Origin of the sequence: Flavobacterium sp. KMS (assembly GCF_000813005.1) — a bacterium.
Taxonomy (GTDB): Bacteria; Bacteroidota; Bacteroidia; order Flavobacteriales; family Flavobacteriaceae; genus Flavobacterium.
The window spans coordinates 219122-239253 of the sequence record NZ_JSYP01000011.1 but is presented as its reverse complement, the minus strand read 5'-3'; the positions used below and the strand labels follow the sequence as shown (position 1 = coordinate 239253).

Below are 20132 nucleotides of genomic sequence, written 5' to 3'. Positions count from 1 at the left end.
CAAGTAAAAATAATCATTTATATAAACCGAAATAAAAAAATAATCAAGAAGAATAGCATTAAACATTAGAAAACTGGACTTATTTAATTTTTGTGTTTACTTTTGCAATCTAAAATTTGGATCATGTATAGAAGTCATAATTGTGGCGAATTAAACGCCTCACACATTAATACAGAAGTTACACTAGCGGGCTGGGTTCAGAAATCGCGTGATAAGGGATTTATGAATTGGGTCGATTTACGTGACCGTTATGGAATCACACAACTTATTTTCGACGAAAGTCGTAGCGACAAAGCCGTTTTTGAAGCAGCAAAAACGCTAGGAAGAGAATTTGTTATCCAAGTTAAAGGAACTGTGATTGAACGTGAGGACAAGAACAAAAACAAAAACATGGTTACTGGTGACATAGAAATTTTAGTCACTGAACTAACTGTTCTTAATGCTGCATTAACGCCTCCTTTCACAATAGAAGATGAAACTGATGGTGGAGAAGATATCCGAATGAAATATCGTTACCTTGATATTCGTCGTAATCCAGTAAAAAATAGTTTACTATTCCGTCATAAAGTGGCAATGGAAGTTCGTAAATATTTATCTGATTTGGATTTCTGCGAAGTAGAGACTCCTTACTTAATAAAATCGACTCCAGAAGGAGCAAGAGATTTCGTTGTACCAAGTCGTATGAACGAAGGACAATTTTATGCATTACCACAATCTCCACAAACTTTCAAACAATTATTGATGGTTGGTGGTATGGATAAATACTTCCAGATTGTAAAATGTTTCCGTGACGAAGATTTACGTGCTGACCGTCAGCCTGAGTTTACACAAATCGATTGCGAAATGGCATTTGTAGAACAAGAAGACATTTTAAATGTTTTTGAAGGACTGACAAGACACTTACTAAAAGAAATAAAAGGTGTAGAAGTAGATAAATTCCCAAGAATTACTTACGACTATGCTATGAAAACATATGGAAATGACAAACCGGACATTCGTTTCGGAATGGAGTTTGGAGAATTAAACGAATTTGCACAACATAAAGAGTTCCCAGTATTTAATGCTGCCGAATTAGTAGTTGGAATTGCAGTTCCTGGCGCAGGAAATTATACTCGTAAAGAAATCGACGGATTAATTGACTGGGTTAAACGTCCACAAGTTGGTGCATCAGGAATGGTTTATGCTAAATGTAATGACGATGGAACTTACAAATCATCTGTAGATAAATTTTACGATCAAGACGATTTAACTAATTGGGCAAAAGCTACAGGAGCAAAACCTGGAGATATGATTTTTGTACTTTCTGGTCCAGCCAATAAAACACGTGCGCAATTAAGTGCTTTACGTATGGAATTAGCAACTCGTTTAGGTTTACGTAAACCAGAAGAATTTGCTCCATTATGGGTAGTAGATTTCCCGTTGTTGGAATTAGACGAAGAAACTGGTCGTTACCATGCTATGCACCACCCGTTTACATCTCCTAAACCAGAAGATATGCAATTATTGGAAACTGAACCTGGAAAAGTTCGTGCCAATGCATATGACATGGTTCTTAACGGGAATGAAATTGGAGGAGGTTCTATCCGTATTCACGATAAGGCAACGCAACAATTAATGTTTAAATACCTAGGTTTTACCGAAGAAGAAGCTAAAGCACAATTCGGGTTCTTAATGGATGCATTCCAATTTGGAGCTCCACCACACGGAGGATTAGCTTTTGGACTAGACAGATTAGTAGCTATATTAGGTGGACAAGAGACAATTAGAGATTTTATTGCGTTCCCAAAAAATAATTCGGGTCGTGATGTAATGATTGATGCTCCTGCAGCAATAGATGCTTTACAATTAAAAGAATTACACATCCAAATTGAAGCAAAATAATAAGTGAATACACTGTAAATCAATATTTTTTCTAAAAAATTAACAGTTTGTTGTCTTTTGTATTATTTTATATCTTACATTTGCCTCATTATAAATTATTATTACTATTACAATGCGTACAGGTACAGTTAAATTTTTCAATGAGTCTAAAGGTTACGGGTTCATTACAGACGAAGAAACAGGAAAAGACATTTTCGTTCATGCATCAGGAATCAACGCGGAAGAATTACGCGAAGGTGACAGAGTAAGCTACGAAGAAGAAGAAGGAAGAAAAGGTAAAGTTGCTGCTAAAGTTGCAGTAATCTAAGCATAAAAATATAGCAATTTATTTTTTTTGCCACCGAATGCTTAAAAGCGTTTCGATTAATTTCGAAACGCTTTTTTTTTACGCCTAATTCTTAAAAAAATCATAAAATTCGAAATCTTATTTATAATCAATAAAAATTACACTATTACTACATTTCAAAACCTACTTAAATCATTTTTTAGCTTGTGATTTACATACTTGAGGGCTATCTTTGTGACTTATTTTTAAGCAAAAAATCCTTAAATTATGCATTCAGATCAAGTAAATTATATTCCAATTTTAATGCAGCTTATTTTAGCTGTTGGTTTTGTAGTAGGAACCATTATCATTTCTGGAAAATTAGGCCCAAAAAGAGCTTCCGCAAGCAAAGACAAAAACTTTGAGTGTGGTGTAGAATCTATTGGTAATGCTCGTGTACCATTCTCAGTAAAATATTTCTTAGTTGCTATATTATTTGTATTGTTCGACGTAGAGGTAATTTTCCTTTACCCATGGGCTGCAAACTTTAAAGAACTAGGTATGGAAGGAATGCTAAAAATGTTAGTATTCATGTCACTTCTTTTAGTAGGCTTCTTCTACATTATCAAAAAGAAAGCCTTAGAGTGGGAATAAAAAAGAGATTTTAGATTTTAGATTGGTGATTTTAGATTTAAGAATAGATTCTTGACTAAGTTATTTACAATTTAAGATTTGAACTCCTCAAAATAATACAATTGATTTAAAAAAATTGATTTCAGTTTTTACGATTTCTCGAAATCTAAAATCAGAAATCAGAAATCTAAAATAATAATGAGCGATTCAAATATAAATATGGTTGCCCCGCCAGAAGGAGTTACAGGAGAGGGTTTCTTCGCTACAAAACTTAACGATGTTGTAGGTTTAGCAAGAGCCAATTCGTTATGGCCTTTACCATTTGCAACTTCTTGTTGCGGTATCGAATTCATGGCTACAATGGCTTCGCATTACGATATAGCACGATTTGGTTCTGAGCGTGTGAGTTTTTCTCCTCGTCAGGCTGATATGTTAATGGTAATGGGAACTATTTCTAAAAAAATGGGACCAGTTTTACGTCAGGTTTATGAGCAAATGGCCGAACCTCGTTGGGTTATTGCCGTAGGTGCTTGTGCATCATCCGGAGGTATTTTTGATACTTATTCAGTTCTTCAGGGAATTGACAAAATAATACCTGTAGATGTTTATGTTCCGGGTTGTCCGCCAAGACCAGAACAAATTCTTGATGGTGTAATGAAATTACAAGAATTAGTAAAAAGCGAGTCTGTAAGAAGACGCAGCTCACCTGAGTACCAAGAATTATTGGCTTCATATAACATTCAATAACAAAATGGCATTAGAGACAATAGAAATTCAAGATAAATTAATTGAAACATTTGGAGAAAGTGTTTTCAATTTCAATCAAGAAAGAGACATTTTTTCATTAGAAGTTGATTCTGATAAAATTACAGCTGTAATTCTTTTTTTGAAAAATGACCCGATATTACGTTTTCATTTCCTAACCGATTTATGTGGTATTCACTACCCTGATAATGAAGTTGACCGCCAATTTGCAATAGTATATCATTTGCATAACTGGTATGAAAACAAAAGAATTAAAATAAAAGCCTTTATCAATGGTGAAAAACCAGAAATAAAAACCATATCAAACATTTTCTTGTGTTCAAACTGGATGGAAAGAGAAACATATGATTTTTATGGAGTAAATTTCATCGGTCATCCACAATTGAAACGTATTTTGAATATGGATGAAATGATTTCATTTCCGATGCGTAAAGAGTTCCCATTGGAAGACAGTGGAAGAACTGATAAAGACGACAGGTTCTTTGGAAGAACAACAACAAATTGCTAAGACAAAATCATATAATTTTTCACATTAAATAAATGTCAGAACTATTATTACCACCAGAGCATCGCTATGCTAAAATAATCGAACAGAAACTAAACGACGAAGGAAGCGAACTTTCTGTTCTGAACTTAGGACCAACACACCCAGCTACACACGGTATTTTTCAAAACGTACTGTTAATGGACGGTGAGAGAATTCTTGAGGCTGAAACAACTATTGGTTACATCCACAGAGCATTCGAAAAAATTGCCGAAAATCGTCCTTTTTATCAAATCACTCCTCTTACAGACCGAATGAACTATTGCTCCTCTCCTATCAATAATATGGGATGGTGGATGACTCTAGAAAAACTTTTAGAAATTGAAATACCTAAACGTGTTCAATACTTAAGAGTTATCATAATGGAACTGTCTAGAATTACCGATCATATTATCTGTAATTCAATTCTTGGGGTAGATACAGGTGCTTATACAGGTTTCCTTTACGTTTTTCAATTTAGAGAAAAAATATACGAAATCTACGAAGAAATTTGTGGAGCTCGTTTAACTACAAATATGGGAAGAATCGGTGGATTTGAAAGAGATTGGTCTGAGGCCGCTTTCAAAAAAATTGAAATTTTCTTAGAAGAATTTCCAGTTGCCTGGAAAGAATTCGAAAGCCTATTCGAAAGAAACAGAATTTTCATTGACAGAACGGTTAATGTTGGACCAATAAGTGCCGAAAGAGCTATGGCTTACGGTTTCACAGGACCAAACTTACGTGCTAGTGGTGTTGATTATGACATACGTGTTGCTCAACCGTATTCATCTTACGAAGATTTTGACTTTATCGTTCCAGTTGGGAAATCGGGAGATACTTACGACCGTTTCTGTGTTCGTAATGCCGAAGTTTGGGAAAGTTTAAGCATTATTCGTCAAGCATTAGATAAAATGCCAGAAGGAAATGTTTTCCATGCTGAAGTTCCAGATTACTATCTTCCTCCAAAAGAAGATGTATACACTAACATGGAATCGTTAATATATCACTTTAAGATTGTTATGGGAGAAGTTCCTGTTCCAGTTGCCGAAATATACCACGCGGTTGAAGGCGGAAATGGTGAATTAGGATTTTACCTGGTAACCGACGGAAGCAGAACTCCATACAGATTACATTTTAGAAGACCATGCTTTATATATTATCAAGCTTATCCTGAAATGATTAAAGGAGCTATGTTATCGGATGCCATTGTAATATTATCAAGTTTAAATGTTATCGCTGGAGAGTTAGACGCATAAAGAATTCAGATTGAAGAATCTAAAACTTAAACAATGATTGCAGAATATAGATTATAGACAACAGAAAAAACTGAAATCTAAAATCTAAAATCTAAAATAAAAATGGAACGTAAACATTACAAACAAGAAATAAATATGACTGAGGCATTGATGAACCGCATCAATGAGTTAATCAGTCATTATCCTGAAGACAAAAGAAAATCGGCTTTATTGCCTGTTTTACACGAAGTACAAGATGCCCATGAAAACTGGCTAAGTATTGAGCTACAGGACAAGGTTGCCGAAATCTTACATATAAAACCAATTGAGGTTTACGAAGTGGTAACTTTTTATACCATGTACAACCAAAAACCAATGGGTAAATACATGTTTGAATTTTGTCAGACTTCTTGTTGTTGTTTAAATGGTGCCGAAAATTTAATGGATTATACATCTGAGAAATTAGGCATTAAAATGGGTGAAACAACTCCTGACGGAATGTTCAGCATTGCTGGCGTTGAGTGTTTAGGTGCTTGTGGATACGCTCCAATGATGCAGTTAGGCGATTTCTACAAAGAAAAACTTACAGAAGAAAAAATTGATCAGTTAATCACTGATTGTAAGGATAATAAAATAATATTACACGATAAATAATATGTCACAGAAAATATTATTAGATAAAATCAATATTCCTGGTATTAAAACCTACGAAGTATACCGCAAAAATGGTGGTTATGCATCTGTAGAAAAAGCTTTAAAAACGCTTACACCAGACGAAGTTGTTGAAGAAGTAAAAAAATCAGGTCTTCGTGGTCGCGGTGGTGCAGGTTTCCCTGCAGGTATGAAATGGAGTTTTATTGATAAAAAATCAGGAAAACCAAGACATTTAGTATGCAACGCCGACGAATCTGAGCCAGGTACTTTTAAAGATCGTTATTTGATGGAATACATTCCTCACTTATTGATTGAAGGTATGATTACTTCAAGTTTTGCCTTAGGTGCTAACTTATCATATATCTACATTCGTGGAGAATATATGTGGGTTTTCAAAATATTAGAAAGAGCCATTGCCGAAGCGAAAGCTGCTGGATTTTTGGGAAAAAACATATTAGGATCAGGATATGATCTGGAACTATACGTTCACTGTGGGGCTGGTGCTTATATTTGTGGTGAAGAAACTGCACTTATTGAGTCATTGGAAGGAAAAAGAGGAAATCCGCGTATTAAACCACCGTTCCCTGCTGTTTCTGGACTTTGGGCTAACCCTACCGTGGTAAACAATGTTGAAACTATTGCCACTGTGCCATGGATTATCAATAACTCTGGTGATGATTATGCCAAAATTGGTGTAGGTCGTTCTACTGGAACTAAATTAATCTCTGCTTCTGGACACGTTAAAAATCCTGGAGTTTATGAAATTGAATTAGGTTTAAGTGTTGATGAATTCATGAATTCTGATGAATACTTAGGCGGAATGTCTTCAAGCAGACCTTTAAAAGCGTTTGTTCCCGGAGGTTCTTCTGTGCCAATTTTGCCAGCTGAATTGATTTTTAAAACTGCAAATGGTGAAGATCGTTTAATGACTTACGAATCTTTAAGTGATGGTGGTTTTGCTACTGGATCTATGTTAGGTTCCGGAGGATTTATCGTGTACAACGACACTGCCTGTATCGTAAGAAATACATGGAATTTTGCACGTTTTTACCACCACGAATCTTGTGGACAATGTACTCCTTGTCGTGAAGGTACAGGATGGTTAGAAAAAATATTATGGAGAATCGAAAACGGTCAAGGTCGTGAAGAGGATATCGAATTATTATGGAGCATTCAAAGTAAAATCGAAGGAAATACGATTTGCCCACTTGGAGATGCAGCATCTTGGCCAGTAGCAGCAGCTATTCGTCATTTTAGAGATGAATTTGAATATCACGTTCGTTTCCCAGAAAAAATAAAAAACAGAGAACATTTTGTTGCTGAGCCTTTTTCGCAAGTAAAACATTTAGTAACAAAACAAACAGTTTAAATTAGTTTGAAGCTTTTTAGCTTTAAGTTCAACAACTTGAAACTTTAAACCTTAAACTAAAATAACAAAATATAGAGATGAAAGTAACCATAGACGGTCAAAGTATAGACGTAGAGCCAGGAACAACAATCCTACAGGCTGCACGTATGATTGGTGGAGATTTAGTTCCGCCAGCCATGTGCTATTACTCAAAATTAAAAGGTAGCGGAGGAAAATGCCGTTGTTGTTTAGTTGAAGTATCGAAAGGAAGTGAAGCTGATCCAAGACCAATGCCAAAATTGATGGCATCTTGTGTAACAGGATGTATGGATGGTATGGAAGTAAACAGCAAATCTTCTGACAGAGTAACGGAAGCACGTAAATCTGTAACAGAATTTTTATTGATTAATCACCCTTTGGATTGCCCTGTTTGTGATCAGGCTGGTGAATGTGATCTTCAAAATTTAAGTTTTGAGCACGGAAATCCGAAATCACGTTTCATTGAAGAAAAAAGAACTTTTGAACCAGAAGATATAGGTCCGCATATTCAATTGCACATGAACCGTTGTATCTTATGTCAGAGATGTGTACAAGTAGCAGATCAATTGACAGACAATAGAGTTCACGGGGTATTAGATCGTGGTGATCACGCTAATATTTCAACTGGTATCTCTAAAGCAATCGATAATGAGTTCTCTGGAAATATGATTGATGTATGTCCTGTTGGAGCTTTGACTGATAAAACTTTCCGTTTTAAATCAAGAGTTTGGTTTAATAAGCCTTATAATGCACACAGAGAGTGTACTACTCCTGGATGTTGTGGTAAAACAACTGTTTGGATGTTTGGTGGTGAAATACAACGTGTAACTGGTCGTAAAGACATTTACCATGAAGTAGAAGAGTTTATTTGTAACAGTTGTCGTTTTGACCACAAAAATGTTGCTGACTGGACTATTGAAGGACCAAGAGAATTTGAAAAAGATTCGGTTATCAACCAAAATAACTATACTCGTAAGTTAGAAAAAGTAGAAATCGATACTGAAAAGAATATCCTTTTAGGTAGAGATGAAGACCGTAAAAAAATTAGTATGGCACAAATTCCATTAACCAATAACGACAAAATCTCTTAGTAATGGATAGTACATTTATTATAGAAAAAAGTGTTGTAATCTTAGTGGTTTTTGCCGTGACTATGATTATGGCGATGTATTCTACTTGGGCTGAACGTAAAGTTGCAGCTTTCTTACAAGACCGTGTTGGACCTAACCGTGCTGGTTGGGGTGGATTATTACAACCTCTTGCAGATGGTATGAAGTTATTCTCGAAAGAGGAGTTTATACCTAATACTCCAAATAAATTTTTATTTGTTGTAGGTCCTGCAATTGCCATGAGTACTGCTTTAATGACAAGTGCCGTAATTCCTTGGGGAGATAAATTACATTTATTTGGCAGAGATATTTTACTACAAGCTACGGATATCAATATTGGATTATTATATTTCTTCGGAGTTGTTTCTGTTGGGGTTTATGGTATCATGATTGGTGGATGGGCATCTAACAGTAAATTCTCATTGATGGGAGCGGTTCGTGCTGCTTCGCAAATGGTTTCGTATGAAATCGCAATGGGATTGTCGATGATTGCTTTATTGATGATGACTGGTAGTTTAAGCTTAAGAGAAATCTCTATGCAACAAGCTGAAATGAACTGGAACGTATTTTACCAACCATTATCATTTTTAATTTTCCTTATTTGTGCATTTGCTGAAACAAACAGAACTCCTTTTGACTTAGCAGAATGTGAAACGGAATTAGTTGGTGGATATCACACAGAGTATTCTTCGATGAAAATGGGATTCTATTTATTTGCTGAATATGCAAATATGTTTATCTCGGCTACTATTATCTCTGTATTATTCTTTGGTGGATATAACTATCCTGGTATGCAATGGATGGTGGAGAATGCAGGTGTAAACCCAGCTAACGTTTTAGGAATGGTTGTTTTATTTGCCAAAATATGCTTTTTCATATTTTTCTATATGTGGGTTCGTTGGACTATTCCAAGATTCAGATATGACCAATTGATGCATTTGGGTTGGAAAATATTAATTCCGCTTTCTATCATCAATATCATGATTACTGGTGTTGTAATGTTAAGAGGTGAAATTGCAGCTTATTTAGGGTTTTAATAAACGAAATACCTAGCCCTGATAGAAGTGGAAATCCTTTATTGTTTTCCTTTAAAACAATAAAGATTGTAACGGATAGCAGGATTAGCTTCAGATAAAAATAAAAGAAATAAATTTTTGAATTTGGTTTTGGAATCAAAATCGCAAATGATAAATTAAAATGTCGATAGAAACTATATCATTATCGGGTAGAAAAAAGGTAGTCTCAAATAAAGAGATGACTTTTCTTGAGCGATTGTACCTTGTTGCAATTTTCAAGGGCTTGGTTATTACAATCAAACACTTTTTTAGACGTAAGAAAACAATTCACTACCCAGAACAAGTTCGTGTACGAAGCGATGTTTATCGTGGTCAACACCAGTTGAAACGTGATGAACAAGGTCGTGAGAACTGTACTGCATGTGGATTATGTGCTTTGTCATGTCCTGCTGAGGCAATCACGATGAAAGCTGAAGAGCGTAAACCAAATGAGAAACATTTGTACAGAGAAGAAAAATATGCTTCGATATATGAGATTAATATGTTGCGTTGTATTTTTTGTGGATTGTGTGAAGAGGCTTGTCCTAAAGATGCAATTTACCTGACTACGTCAAAAGTATTAGTTCCTTCTAGTTATGAAAGAGAAGATTTTATTTTTGGAAAAGATAAATTAGTGATGCCATTAGATGTGGCTATGAAAAACGCTCAACTTAAAAACGCTAATTAATGATACATATACCTGATTTTGCAAATGCAAATGCAATACAAATTACTTTTTGTATATTAGCTTTCATAACAGTGATAACTGCTTTCTTAACGATTTTTAGTCGTAACCCTATTCATAGTGCTATTTATTTAGTGATTTGCTTTTTCTCGATTGCGGGTCATTATTTACTATTAAATGCTCAGTTTCTAGCGATTGTTCACATCATAGTATATTCGGGAGCCATAATGATTTTGTTTTTATTTACCATTATGTTGATGAACCTGAACGAAAAACACGAAGTACATAAACCCCGAATTACTCGTTTGGGCGCTATTGTTTCTTTCTGTTTGATTTGTATTGTATTAATTGCAATATTTATTAACTCTAAACCAATTGTTGGTGAATACGACTCGACTGGTGAAGATTTTCAATCGATAAAAGTATTAGGTAAAATATTACTGAACGAATATATGGTTCCGTTTGAATTTGCTTCTATTTTACTTTTGGTTGCCATGATTGGAACTGTGTTATTGTCTAAAAAAGAAAAATCGAAAAAATAATGAATAATATTTTAAATCAAATAGGTATTGAAAACTACATATTTTTAAGTGTAGTCCTTTTTTGCGTAGGCATATTTGGTGTTTTATACAGACGTAATGCGATTATCGTTTTTATGTCAATCGAAATCATGCTTAATGCAGTAAACTTATTATTTGTTGCTTTCTCTACTTATCACCAAGATGCACAAGGACAAGTATTCGTATTTTTCTCGATGGCAGTTGCTGCTGCTGAAGTAGCGGTTGGATTGGCAATTTTAGTATCGATATTTAGAAACATACATTCAATTAGTATCGATAATTTAAAAAATTTAAAAGGATAAATGGCAATGGATACCAATTTAGCTTTAGTTTTAGTATTAGCTCCTTTTTTAGGATTTTTAATCAATGTTTTCTTTGGGAAAAGTCTAGGAAAGACAGTTTCTGGCGCTATAGGAACTCTTTCTGTAGTTGTTTCATTTGCTGTAACTATTTATTTTTTCCTTCAAATAAATCAAACTCAACAACCTATCAGCATTTCTTTATTTGAATGGATTCAGATAAGTAATTTCAAAGTTGATTTAGGTTTCTTATTAGATCAATTGTCATTGCTTTGGTTACTTTTTGTAACTGGTATTGGTTCTTTGATTCACTTATACTCTATCAGCTATATGCATGATGATGAGAAAATGCACCAGTTTTTTGCTTACTTAAACCTGTTTGTGTTTTTCATGATTACATTAGTTGTTGGAAGTAACTTATTGGTATTATTCATTGGTTGGGAAGGTGTAGGACTTTGTTCTTACTTACTAATCGGTTTCTGGTATAAAAACCAAGAATATAATGATGCAGCTAAAAAGGCTTTTATCATGAACAGAATTGGGGATTTAGGATTATTAGTTGGTATTTTTATCATCGGTTCTATGTTCTCTTCTCTAGATTATGCAACTATAAAAACTGCAATTGCTAGTGCGACTGACTTAAATGTTCCGTTACTTTCTTTAGCTGCTTTTTGTTTGTTTATTGGTGCTTGTGGTAAATCGGCTCAAATCCCATTATACACATGGTTGCCTGATGCGATGGCTGGACCAACTCCGGTTTCTGCATTAATTCACGCTGCTACAATGGTTACTGCTGGTATCTTTATGATTACCAGATTAAACTTTGTTTTTGATTTAACTCCAGATGTTCAAAGCCTAATTGCTATTATTGGGGCAATAACTTCTCTTGTTGCTGCTACAATTGGTCTGGTTCAAAATGATATTAAAAAAGTACTGGCTTACTCTACTGTTTCGCAATTAGGTTTAATGTTTTTAGCATTAGGATTAGGTGCTTACGAAGTAGCTGTTTTCCACGTAATAACTCACGCTTTCTTTAAAGCTTGTTTATTCTTGGGTTCTGGTTCTGTAATTCACGCTTTACATGGTGAACAAGATATGCGTAAAATGGGTGGATTGCGTAAAGCAATGCCAGTTACATTTATCACGATGCTTGTTTCTTCATTAGCAATATCGGGAGTTCCATTATTCTCTGGTTTCTTCTCGAAAGACGAAATTTTATTGACTGCTTTTCATCATAACATTCCGCTTTATGTTGTTGCATCGGTTGCATCTATCATGACTGCTTTTTATATGTTTAGATTAATGTTCTTGACTTTCTTTAAAGATTTTAGAGGAACTGAACACCAAAAAAGTCATTTACATGAAAGTCCTGCTTTAATCACTTTTCCATTAATCGTTTTAGCAATCCTGGCTACTTTTGGCGGATTGATTAGCTTACCTGGAAATAGCTGGTTGAATACTTATTTAGCTCCGCTTTTTACAAAAGTAGCTGGCGAAGCTCATCACTTAGGAACTACTGAATATACCTTAATGGGTGTTGCAGTAATTGGTGGTTTAGTTGGGATTTTTATTGCCTACTTAAAATACATCAAACAAAATAATGTTCCTAGTGAAGATGAATCTATTACTGGAGTAACAAAAGTATTATACAACAAGTATTATGTTGATGAAGCTTACGATTTTGTATTTGTACGCTCTATTAATGGATTATCTAAATTCTTTAGAGATTATGTAGAAACAAGTATATCAGCTCTTGTTTTCGGATTAGGAAAAGTAACCAATGAGATAAGTTATCAAGGTAGAAAATTACAAAGCGGAAGTATCGGACTATATTTGTTTGCTTTTGTTTTGGGTCTTTGTGCCATTGTTTCTTATATATTTTTAGCTCAATAATTTAATAACTATGAACGTTTCTCTTATATTAATTATACTTTTAATTGGTGCATTTGTCACTTATTTTGTTGGTGATAAACTAGCTTCAAAAGTAGCTTTGTTCTTTAGTTTGGCCGCTTTAGGTTGTTCGGTTGTATTGTTAAATCATTATAATCTTGGCGAAAGCATCAGTTATATTAGCCAATGGATTATTCAGCCTAAAATTTCATTTGTATTAAATGCAGATGGATTGGGTATTGCAATGTTGTTGCTTACAACGGCATTGACTCCTATAATCATACTTTCTTCTTTTGGGAATTCTTACCCAAATGCAAAAGGATTCTATGCTTTAATTTTATTCATGGCATTTGCAATGGTTGGGACTTTCCTTGCCGCAGATGGTTTGTTATACTATATCTTCTGGGAATTATCATTAATCCCTATTTATTTCATTGCCTTAATTTGGGGTAATGGCGATACCGAAGAACGCAAAAAAGCGGTAGTTAAATTCTTTATCTACACTCTTGCTGGTTCATTGTTTATGCTTGTAGCATTTGTTTACTTATACACAAAAGCAGGTAGCTTCTTATTGACTGATTTATACGAATTGGATTTATCTGCAACGGAGCAACTTTGGATATTCCTGGCTTTCTTCTTAGCTTATGCTATTAAGATTCCTCTTATTCCATTTCATACTTGGCAAGCAAGTGTATACCAAAAAGCACCTACTGCAGGAACTATGCTTTTATCTGGTATCATGCTTAAAATGGGACTATACAGTATCATTCGTTGGCAATTGCCAATTGCTCCACTTCCTGCAAAAGAATACATGACTGTATTTATTGCATTAGGGATTGCTGGTGTAATTTATGGTTCTATTGTTGCATTAAGACAAAAAGACTTAAAAAAATTACTTGCTTATTCTTCATTGGCTCACGTTGGGTTAATCGCTGCAGGTACTTATACTCTAACTGCTGATGGTTTAAGCGGATCGGTTTTACAAATGATTGCTCACGGTTTTGTAGTAGTTGGTTTGTTCCTTGCTGCCGAAATCATCTTTAGAAGATACGAAACCAGAGTTATCTCTGAAATGGGTGGAATTCGTTACCAATCGCCTAAGTTCACTTCGATGTTCTTGATTTTAGTATTGGCATCGGTTGCATTACCATCTACTTTTAACTTTGTTGGAGAGTTCACGGTATTATATAGCCTTTCTCAAATTAATATTTGGTTTGCCGTTTTAGGTGGAACTACTATTATTCTTGGTGCTTACTATATGCTTAAAATGTTCCAACATGTAATGTTAGGAGAAACAAATACAAAGCCTTTTGCTGATGTATCTATCTCTGAAGGAATTTCGCTTGTAGCAATTATTGCTGTATTATTCTTTTTTGGATTGTATCCAAAACCAATTACAGATTTAATTTCTCCAAGTTTAGATGTAATTTTAAAAGTTATACATAGAAACTAAGCTGGTAAAGAATAAATAACATATTTTAAATAAAAATAAATTAGGGCATCATTAGTTTTAGATTCCTAAATCAAAAAAACAAAAATGAATACATTAATAGCTATAATAGGATTGGGTGTTTTTTGCCTACTGTTTGAAATTCTTAATTTAAGAAAAGCCATTATTCCAGTAACTATAATTGGTTTATTAGGCGTTTTGGCAATAAACTATTCAGAGTTCGGTTTAACCGAGAGTTATTACAATAACATGATTGCGGTGAGTAAATACTCTACGGCGTTTTCATCTTTGTTTATTGTTTTAACGATTTTTTTAGTGGCTTTGAGTTACAATTTCTACGAAGATCACCAAACTAAAATTTCTGATTATGTAGCTATAAAAATATTCTTATTGGCAGGAGCTGTTGCAATGGTTTCTTTCGGAAACTTAGCGATGTTCTTTTTAGGAATCGAAGTATTATCTATTGCTTTATACGTATTAGCCGCTAGCGACAGAACGAAAATAAAAAGTAATGAAGCCGGAATGAAATATTTCCTAATGGGTTCTTTTGCTTCTGGAATTATCTTATTCGGAATCTGTTTGATTTACGGAGCTATGGGAAGTTTTGATGTAATTGAAATTAGTGATTTATCTCAATCTGCTGAATTGCCAATTTGGTTTCCTATCGGGATTGTTTTATTAACTGTTGGTATGTTGTTTAAAGTTGCTGCTGTTCCTTTCCACTTTTGGGCTCCAGATGTTTACGAAGGTTCTCCTGCTTTAACAACTGCTTTAATGAGTACTTTGGCTAAAGTTGTTGCTATTGCTACTTTATACAAACTATTAACGATATTAAATGCTGAGCTTTCTGAAAGTTATGTAATCGTAATCGTGATTGTTTCTATGTTATCTATGACAGTTGGTAACATTATGGCATTGCGTCAAGTAAACGTAAAACGTATGCTTGCATATTCTGGTATTTCACATGCAGGTTTCATGTTAATGACTTTATTAACTTTGGCTACTTCTGCAGGAACTCTTTTATATTACACAACTGCTTATGCATTGGCTGGAATCGCAGCTTTTAGCGTAATCTTATATGTTTGCAAAAATCAAGATAACGAGGATATTACCAATTTTCATGGTTTAGGAAAAACGAATCCTTTATTGGCAGCAATCCTTACGGCTTCGCTTTTATCTATGGCAGGTATTCCGATTTTTGCAGGTTTCTTTGCTAAGTTATTCTTGTTTAATCAAGCAATACAAGCTGGATATATTGCATTAGTAATTGTTGCAGTGGTTAACTCTATTATTAGTGTTGGTTACTATTTCAAATTAATCTTAGCGATGTACACTAAAGAACCAAATGAAACTCGTACTGGAAGACCTTTCCTTATATACGCTGTTGCAGTAATTTCTATACTATTAAACATTGTTATCGGTTTGTTCCCTTCTTTGGTTTTAGACCTTTTGAACTAAATAGACTTACATAAAAATACAAGCCATCAAGTTTTAAACTTGGTGGCTTTTTTATTTAAACCATATAAGTCATTTAAGAGAATATACGTTTTTGCTACTTTTCTTAAATGAACTTACATAACCTATATGGTTAACCCGTTGGGTGTAATTAATTTTAACACATAGAAACATAGGCTTTGTATTCTCAAAGAAGTCGTTTCACTTATTTTAAATGCACATAGCTAAGCTATGTGAAAGAAATGTATTTCTTTTTGTGTTCTTTTTACATAAAATCTATGTTTCTATGTGTTAAATGAAATTTTTACGAATTACACCCAACGGGTTATGGTTAGCTTTTATCTATTATAGTTCCGATTAATACCGTTGATTTTTTATGACTATATAGATTGAATTGTCTCTTGCTTTAGCTCAATGTCATTAAGTTAAAACATAACCTTTAATACCGTGCCGAATAAATCTCTCGCAAAGTCGCCAAGTTTACACCTAAAATCTTTGCGCTTTTGCGACTTTGCGAGAAAATAATTAATCATGATTAGCTCACTTAATGACATTGTGCTTTAGCCACAGGTTTAATGAATTGATAATAAACCTGGCTTTAGCCAAAAGAAGAAGAAGGTTTGGCTAAAGCCAATACTCGTTTTGCTCATATTCCCCCAGCTAAAGCAGGTGGTTATTCATAAATAAGATGTCCTTAATAAATCTCTTGTCAGTATAAAAAAGCCATAATCCAATTGTTAAAATATATATAGGGATTGGAGCAATTATGAAAATATGCGTTATATTTGGTACGTTTTAAAATCAAAATATATTATGGCTTTCAACTCAAACAATCCGTTTTTAAGTAACAAACGTTTTTCTCCAACATCGGTTGCTGCAAAAAGTGACAATGTTCACCAAGCAAAAATTATCGATTACGGTAACGAAATGACATTGTCTGGTACTATCAACAAAACTCTTATCTTATTTTTATTGCTTACTGCTACAGCAATGATTACTTGGTGGATGTCTTTTAACGGAATCAACCCTATGCTTCCTACTATTGGTGGAGCTATCGTTGGATTAATTTTAGTAGTAGTCGCTGCATTCAAACCGCAACTTTCTCCATACTTAGCTCCAGGTTATGCCTTGTTCGAAGGTTTATTCATTGGTGGAATATCTGCGATTTTTGAAGCAATGTATCCTGGTATCGTAATTCAGGCTGTTGGTGCTACATTTGTAACATTTATGGTTTGTCTTGGTTTATATAAATTCAAAATCGTAAAAGTAACTGAGCAATTCAAATCGGTTGTTATGGCAGCTACACTGGCAATTGCTACTTACTACTTAATTTCTTGGATAGTTTCGATGTTTACAAGCTTTACTCCTGTTCATCACGGTAACTCTATGATGAGTATTGGTATTAGTGTTTTTGTTATCGTTATTGCTGCTTTAAACCTATTTTTAGATTTTGACAGAATCGAAGAAGGTGTTCAACAAAAAATGCCAAAATTCATGGAATGGTACGGCGCAATGGGATTAATGATTACTCTAGTTTGGTTGTATATCGAATTCCTAAGATTGTTATCTAAATTAAATAACAGAAACTAATCCTTTCTATACTTATAAAAAAAGCCTTTTTTGAAATTCAAAAAAGGCTTTTTTTATGCCGCTTTCTCAAAAGCAATAAAATGGGATAGTTTTCCCTTTACATTAAAAACAGGGAAAGCATTTATAGTACAAAAGTATGTTTCTCCGTTCTTTTTATAATTAAGAATAGTCTTTTCAAAAATTTCTTCAGAATCGATAGCTACTCTAATTTCATTTGTGGTTTGTGAACAGGTTTCAGGTCCTTGAAACATTTTTGGTGTTTTACCCAGAACCTCAACTTCTGTATATCCAGTCATGTTTACAATTCGGCTGGAAGCAAAAACGATCTTCAGCTCTAGATTGGTAATTACGACAACTTCTTCTTTCAATCGTTCTAAAACATCAAATTCGGATTCATCCCAATTAAATTGATTGGAGATATTGTTTACTCTTTGCCAATCTGAATAATTAGCTTTTAAGTCATTTAAAAAACCATGATGAAAATCCCATGAAATCACAGGAATGCCGTTGCAATTCATCTCTCGATGGTATTTTGCAATTGCGGTATCATAGGCATCTAAATTAAACATAAACAAAAATTTTAATCAAAGGTATATTGAAAACAACATCTATCATAGCGATATTACGCATTTAACGCTTGTTTAATCAATTTAAAAGTCAAATTTAAGCTGTACGACAATAGCCTTCTTTTCTTCTGTATTTAGATTGCTTAATGAAATTCCGAGTAATCGAACCGAATCTTTCATTCGTTCCTGATATAATAACTCTTTTACAGTTTCCATAATCAAACTCTTATCGGCAATAAAATAGGGCAATGTTTTACTTCTGGTTTGCTGAGTAAAATCACTATACTTAATCTTAAGTGTGACTGTTTTACCAGAAACTTTATATTTTTTTAAACGTCTTTCTAATGAGGTTGCAATTCTTTCTAGTTGTTCTAGCATAAAAATCTCCGAAGAAAGATTGACATCAAAAGTATGTTCCGCTGCCACCGACTTTGTAATTCTATCAGCTTTTACTTCGCTATTATGAACCCCACGTACAACATGGTAATAGAAAGTACCCGATTTTCCGAAATGCTTTTCCAGAAACTCTAAGCTTTTACTTTTTAAATCTGTACCGGTAAAAATACCAAGCTGATACATTTTTTCGGTGGTTACCTTCCCTACTCCATAAAACTTCCTAATAGGTAATTCTTCTAGAAAAGGAACAACCTCATCTGGATTAACCGTTTTCTGACCATTTGGCTTATTATAATCACTAGCAACTTTGGCTACAAATTTATTTATCGAAATTCCTGCCGAAGCTGTTATTCCGACTTCATTAAAAATACGCTGTCTTATTTCCTGAGCCAATAAACTAGCACTCGGATTTCCTTTTTTGTTAACCGTAACATCAAGATAAGCCTCGTCAAGCGAAAGTGGCTCAACTAAATCTGTATATTCATGAAAAATTTTATGGATTTTTATTGATATCTCTTTGTATCGGTCAAAACGCGGAGGTACAAAAATAAGCTCTGGACAATATTTCTTGGCAAGAACTCCGCTGATTGCACTACGAACACCAAATTTTCGAGCTTCATAACTCGCTGCAGATACTACGCCTCGATTCTCTGAACCTCCAACAGCAAGGGGTTTCCCTCTTAAAAAAGGGTTATCCATTTGCTCTACCGAAGCATAAAATGCATCCATATCTATATGGATAATTTTTCGATATGTAGGCAGTTCAGACATGCTACAAATTTAGACAGGAAACTGTTATAACAGATTCAAATGACACCAAAAAAATTCGATAAATACGTTAAATTTTATCTATAGTCTGGTAAACCAAAACAATCCTGAGGAACGTAATAAATAGGCTAATTAAATAAACTAAGATTTTTGTAATAATAACAAACATTAACAAGTGAATAAGTAAATACCAAATCAATTTCTGCTATTTTTGTAAGTACATTACAAAATATTAAAATGAGAACATTCGTTATTGGCGATATACATGGTGGCTTGAGGGCTTTGCAACAAGTCATGGAAAGAGCCGCTGTAACAGACAAAGATACCTTGATTTTCTTGGGTGATTATGTAGACGGTTGGAGCCAGTCGCCACAAGTAATTGATTTTTTAATTGACCTGAGACAAAAACAAAACTGCATTTGTATTCGTGGCAATCATGATGATTTACTACAACAATGGATGAGAGATGGTATAGACAATGAATTATGGCACCATCACGGAGGCGAAGCCACTGTACTTGCATACGAAGCAATAAGTAACAGCCATAAAGAAATACATGTTGCCTTTTTTGAATCATTACAGAATTATTATTTAGACTCCCAAAACAGATTATTTGTTCATGCTGGTTTTACCAATATGAATGGAGTAACCTATGAATATTCTAGTGAAGCCTTTTATTGGGATAGAACTCTTTGGGAAATGGCTCTTGCCCTAGACCCAAATATGAAAACTGATTCTTTGTTTTACCCTAAAAGATTAAAACACTATAAAGAAATTTATATTGGCCATACTCCTGTAACTAGAATACATGAAACTGTTCCTGTACAAAAAGCCAATGTTTGGAATGTAGATACTGGCGCTGCATTTACAGGGAAATTAACAATTATGGACGTTGACACTAAGGAGTTTTGGCAAAGCGAACCCTTAAACGAACTCTATTTTGACGAAAAAGGTAGGAATTAAGAT

The 20132-nt window shown here is 34.1% G+C and carries 20 protein-coding genes; 18 read left to right on the top strand and 2 right to left on the bottom strand.

All coding sequences use genetic code 11. The annotated features are described in order from the left end of the window. The first annotated feature begins 123 nt into the window (after nt 1-123). From aspS to OA93_RS12635, 17 genes are all read left to right on the top strand, one after another. A complete protein-coding gene (gene aspS / locus OA93_RS12715) occupies nt 124-1881 on the top strand; it encodes an aspartate--tRNA ligase (protein WP_039113671.1) in 1758 nt (585 codons plus the stop codon). A 112-nt stretch (nt 1882-1993) separates the two neighbouring features. Beyond that, nucleotides 1994-2188: a cold shock domain-containing protein gene (locus OA93_RS12710; RefSeq protein ID WP_007137066.1), complete on the top strand. Its 195-nt coding sequence runs from the start codon at nt 1994-1996 to the stop codon at nt 2186-2188. A 246-nt stretch (nt 2189-2434) separates the two neighbouring features. After that, entirely contained in the window at nt 2435-2800 is a 366-nt protein-coding gene (locus tag OA93_RS12705) for an NADH-quinone oxidoreductase subunit A (RefSeq protein ID WP_035618204.1), read from the top strand. Nucleotides 2801-2977: 177 nt separating this feature from the next. Next, nucleotides 2978-3526 carry an NADH-quinone oxidoreductase subunit B gene (locus OA93_RS12700; protein ID WP_035618207.1) on the top strand — a complete coding sequence of 183 codons (549 nt, stop codon included), beginning with the start codon at nt 2978-2980 and terminating at the stop codon, nt 3524-3526. A gap of 4 nt (nt 3527-3530) precedes the next feature. After that, complete coding sequence (locus OA93_RS12695; protein ID WP_039113669.1) at nt 3531-4052, top strand: NADH-quinone oxidoreductase subunit C; 522 nt, start codon at nt 3531-3533, stop codon at nt 4050-4052. Between the two features lie 32 nt (nt 4053-4084). Next, a complete protein-coding gene (locus tag OA93_RS12690) occupies nt 4085-5323 on the top strand; it encodes an NADH-quinone oxidoreductase subunit D (protein ID WP_039113667.1) in 1239 nt (412 codons plus the stop codon). A 102-nt stretch (nt 5324-5425) separates the two neighbouring features. Continuing rightward, complete coding sequence (locus tag OA93_RS12685) at nt 5426-5956, top strand: NAD(P)H-dependent oxidoreductase subunit E (protein ID WP_039113666.1); 531 nt, start codon at nt 5426-5428, stop codon at nt 5954-5956. A gap of 1 nt (nt 5957) precedes the next feature. Continuing rightward, on the top strand, nt 5958-7325 hold the full coding sequence (nuoF, locus tag OA93_RS12680; RefSeq protein ID WP_039113665.1) for an NADH-quinone oxidoreductase subunit NuoF: 1368 nt from the start codon (nt 5958-5960) through the stop codon (nt 7323-7325). Nucleotides 7326-7402: 77 nt separating this feature from the next. Further along, nucleotides 7403-8434 carry a 2Fe-2S iron-sulfur cluster-binding protein gene (locus OA93_RS12675; protein WP_039113663.1) on the top strand — a complete coding sequence of 344 codons (1032 nt, stop codon included), beginning with the start codon at nt 7403-7405 and terminating at the stop codon, nt 8432-8434. A gap of 2 nt (nt 8435-8436) precedes the next feature. After that, nucleotides 8437-9489 carry an NADH-quinone oxidoreductase subunit NuoH gene (gene nuoH / locus OA93_RS12670; RefSeq protein WP_039113661.1) on the top strand — a complete coding sequence of 351 codons (1053 nt, stop codon included), beginning with the start codon at nt 8437-8439 and terminating at the stop codon, nt 9487-9489. Between the two features lie 160 nt (nt 9490-9649). Next, nucleotides 9650-10195, top strand: a complete 546-nt coding sequence (locus tag OA93_RS12665; protein WP_039113659.1) for an NADH-quinone oxidoreductase subunit I — start codon at nt 9650-9652, stop codon at nt 10193-10195. Then, nucleotides 10195-10734: an NADH-quinone oxidoreductase subunit J gene (locus OA93_RS12660; protein ID WP_039113657.1), complete on the top strand. Its 540-nt coding sequence runs from the start codon at nt 10195-10197 to the stop codon at nt 10732-10734. Before OA93_RS12665 ends, OA93_RS12660 begins: the two co-directional genes overlap by 1 nt. Next, on the top strand, nt 10734-11054 hold the full coding sequence (gene nuoK, locus OA93_RS12655) for an NADH-quinone oxidoreductase subunit NuoK (protein WP_035618229.1): 321 nt from the start codon (nt 10734-10736) through the stop codon (nt 11052-11054). Before OA93_RS12660 ends, nuoK begins: the two co-directional genes overlap by 1 nt. A 6-nt stretch (nt 11055-11060) precedes the next feature. After that, on the top strand, nt 11061-12944 hold the full coding sequence (nuoL, locus tag OA93_RS12650) for an NADH-quinone oxidoreductase subunit L (RefSeq protein ID WP_039113849.1): 1884 nt from the start codon (nt 11061-11063) through the stop codon (nt 12942-12944). 10 nt (nt 12945-12954) lie between these two features. Continuing rightward, nucleotides 12955-14394: an NADH-quinone oxidoreductase subunit M gene (locus OA93_RS12645; RefSeq protein ID WP_039113655.1), complete on the top strand. Its 1440-nt coding sequence runs from the start codon at nt 12955-12957 to the stop codon at nt 14392-14394. A gap of 84 nt (nt 14395-14478) precedes the next feature. Continuing rightward, the gene (locus tag OA93_RS12640; protein ID WP_039113654.1) at nt 14479-15849 is read left to right on the top strand and encodes an NADH-quinone oxidoreductase subunit N; all 1371 of its coding nucleotides are present in this window, start codon (nt 14479-14481) and stop codon (nt 15847-15849) included. 810 nt (nt 15850-16659) lie between these two features. Then, nucleotides 16660-17436 carry a Bax inhibitor-1/YccA family protein gene (locus tag OA93_RS12635; protein WP_039113651.1) on the top strand — a complete coding sequence of 259 codons (777 nt, stop codon included), beginning with the start codon at nt 16660-16662 and terminating at the stop codon, nt 17434-17436. A 53-nt stretch (nt 17437-17489) separates the two neighbouring features. On the opposite strand, the gene OA93_RS12630 is transcribed toward OA93_RS12635, so the two are convergent. Both OA93_RS12630 and dinB read right to left on the bottom strand, forming a co-directional pair. After that, on the bottom strand, nt 17490-18005 hold the full coding sequence (locus tag OA93_RS12630) for a PAS domain-containing protein (RefSeq protein WP_039113649.1): 516 nt from the start codon (nt 18003-18005) through the stop codon (nt 17490-17492). Between the two features lie 81 nt (nt 18006-18086). After that, a complete protein-coding gene (gene dinB, locus OA93_RS12625; RefSeq protein WP_039113648.1) occupies nt 18087-19169 on the bottom strand; it encodes a DNA polymerase IV in 1083 nt (360 codons plus the stop codon). Nucleotides 19170-19403: 234 nt separating this feature from the next. Between dinB and OA93_RS12620 the strand changes: the two genes are divergently transcribed. Continuing rightward, nucleotides 19404-20129 (top strand): metallophosphoesterase family protein, encoded by a 726-nt coding sequence (locus OA93_RS12620; protein WP_039113646.1) that lies wholly within the window; start codon nt 19404-19406, stop codon nt 20127-20129. Nucleotides 20130-20132: the final 3 nt, after the last annotated feature.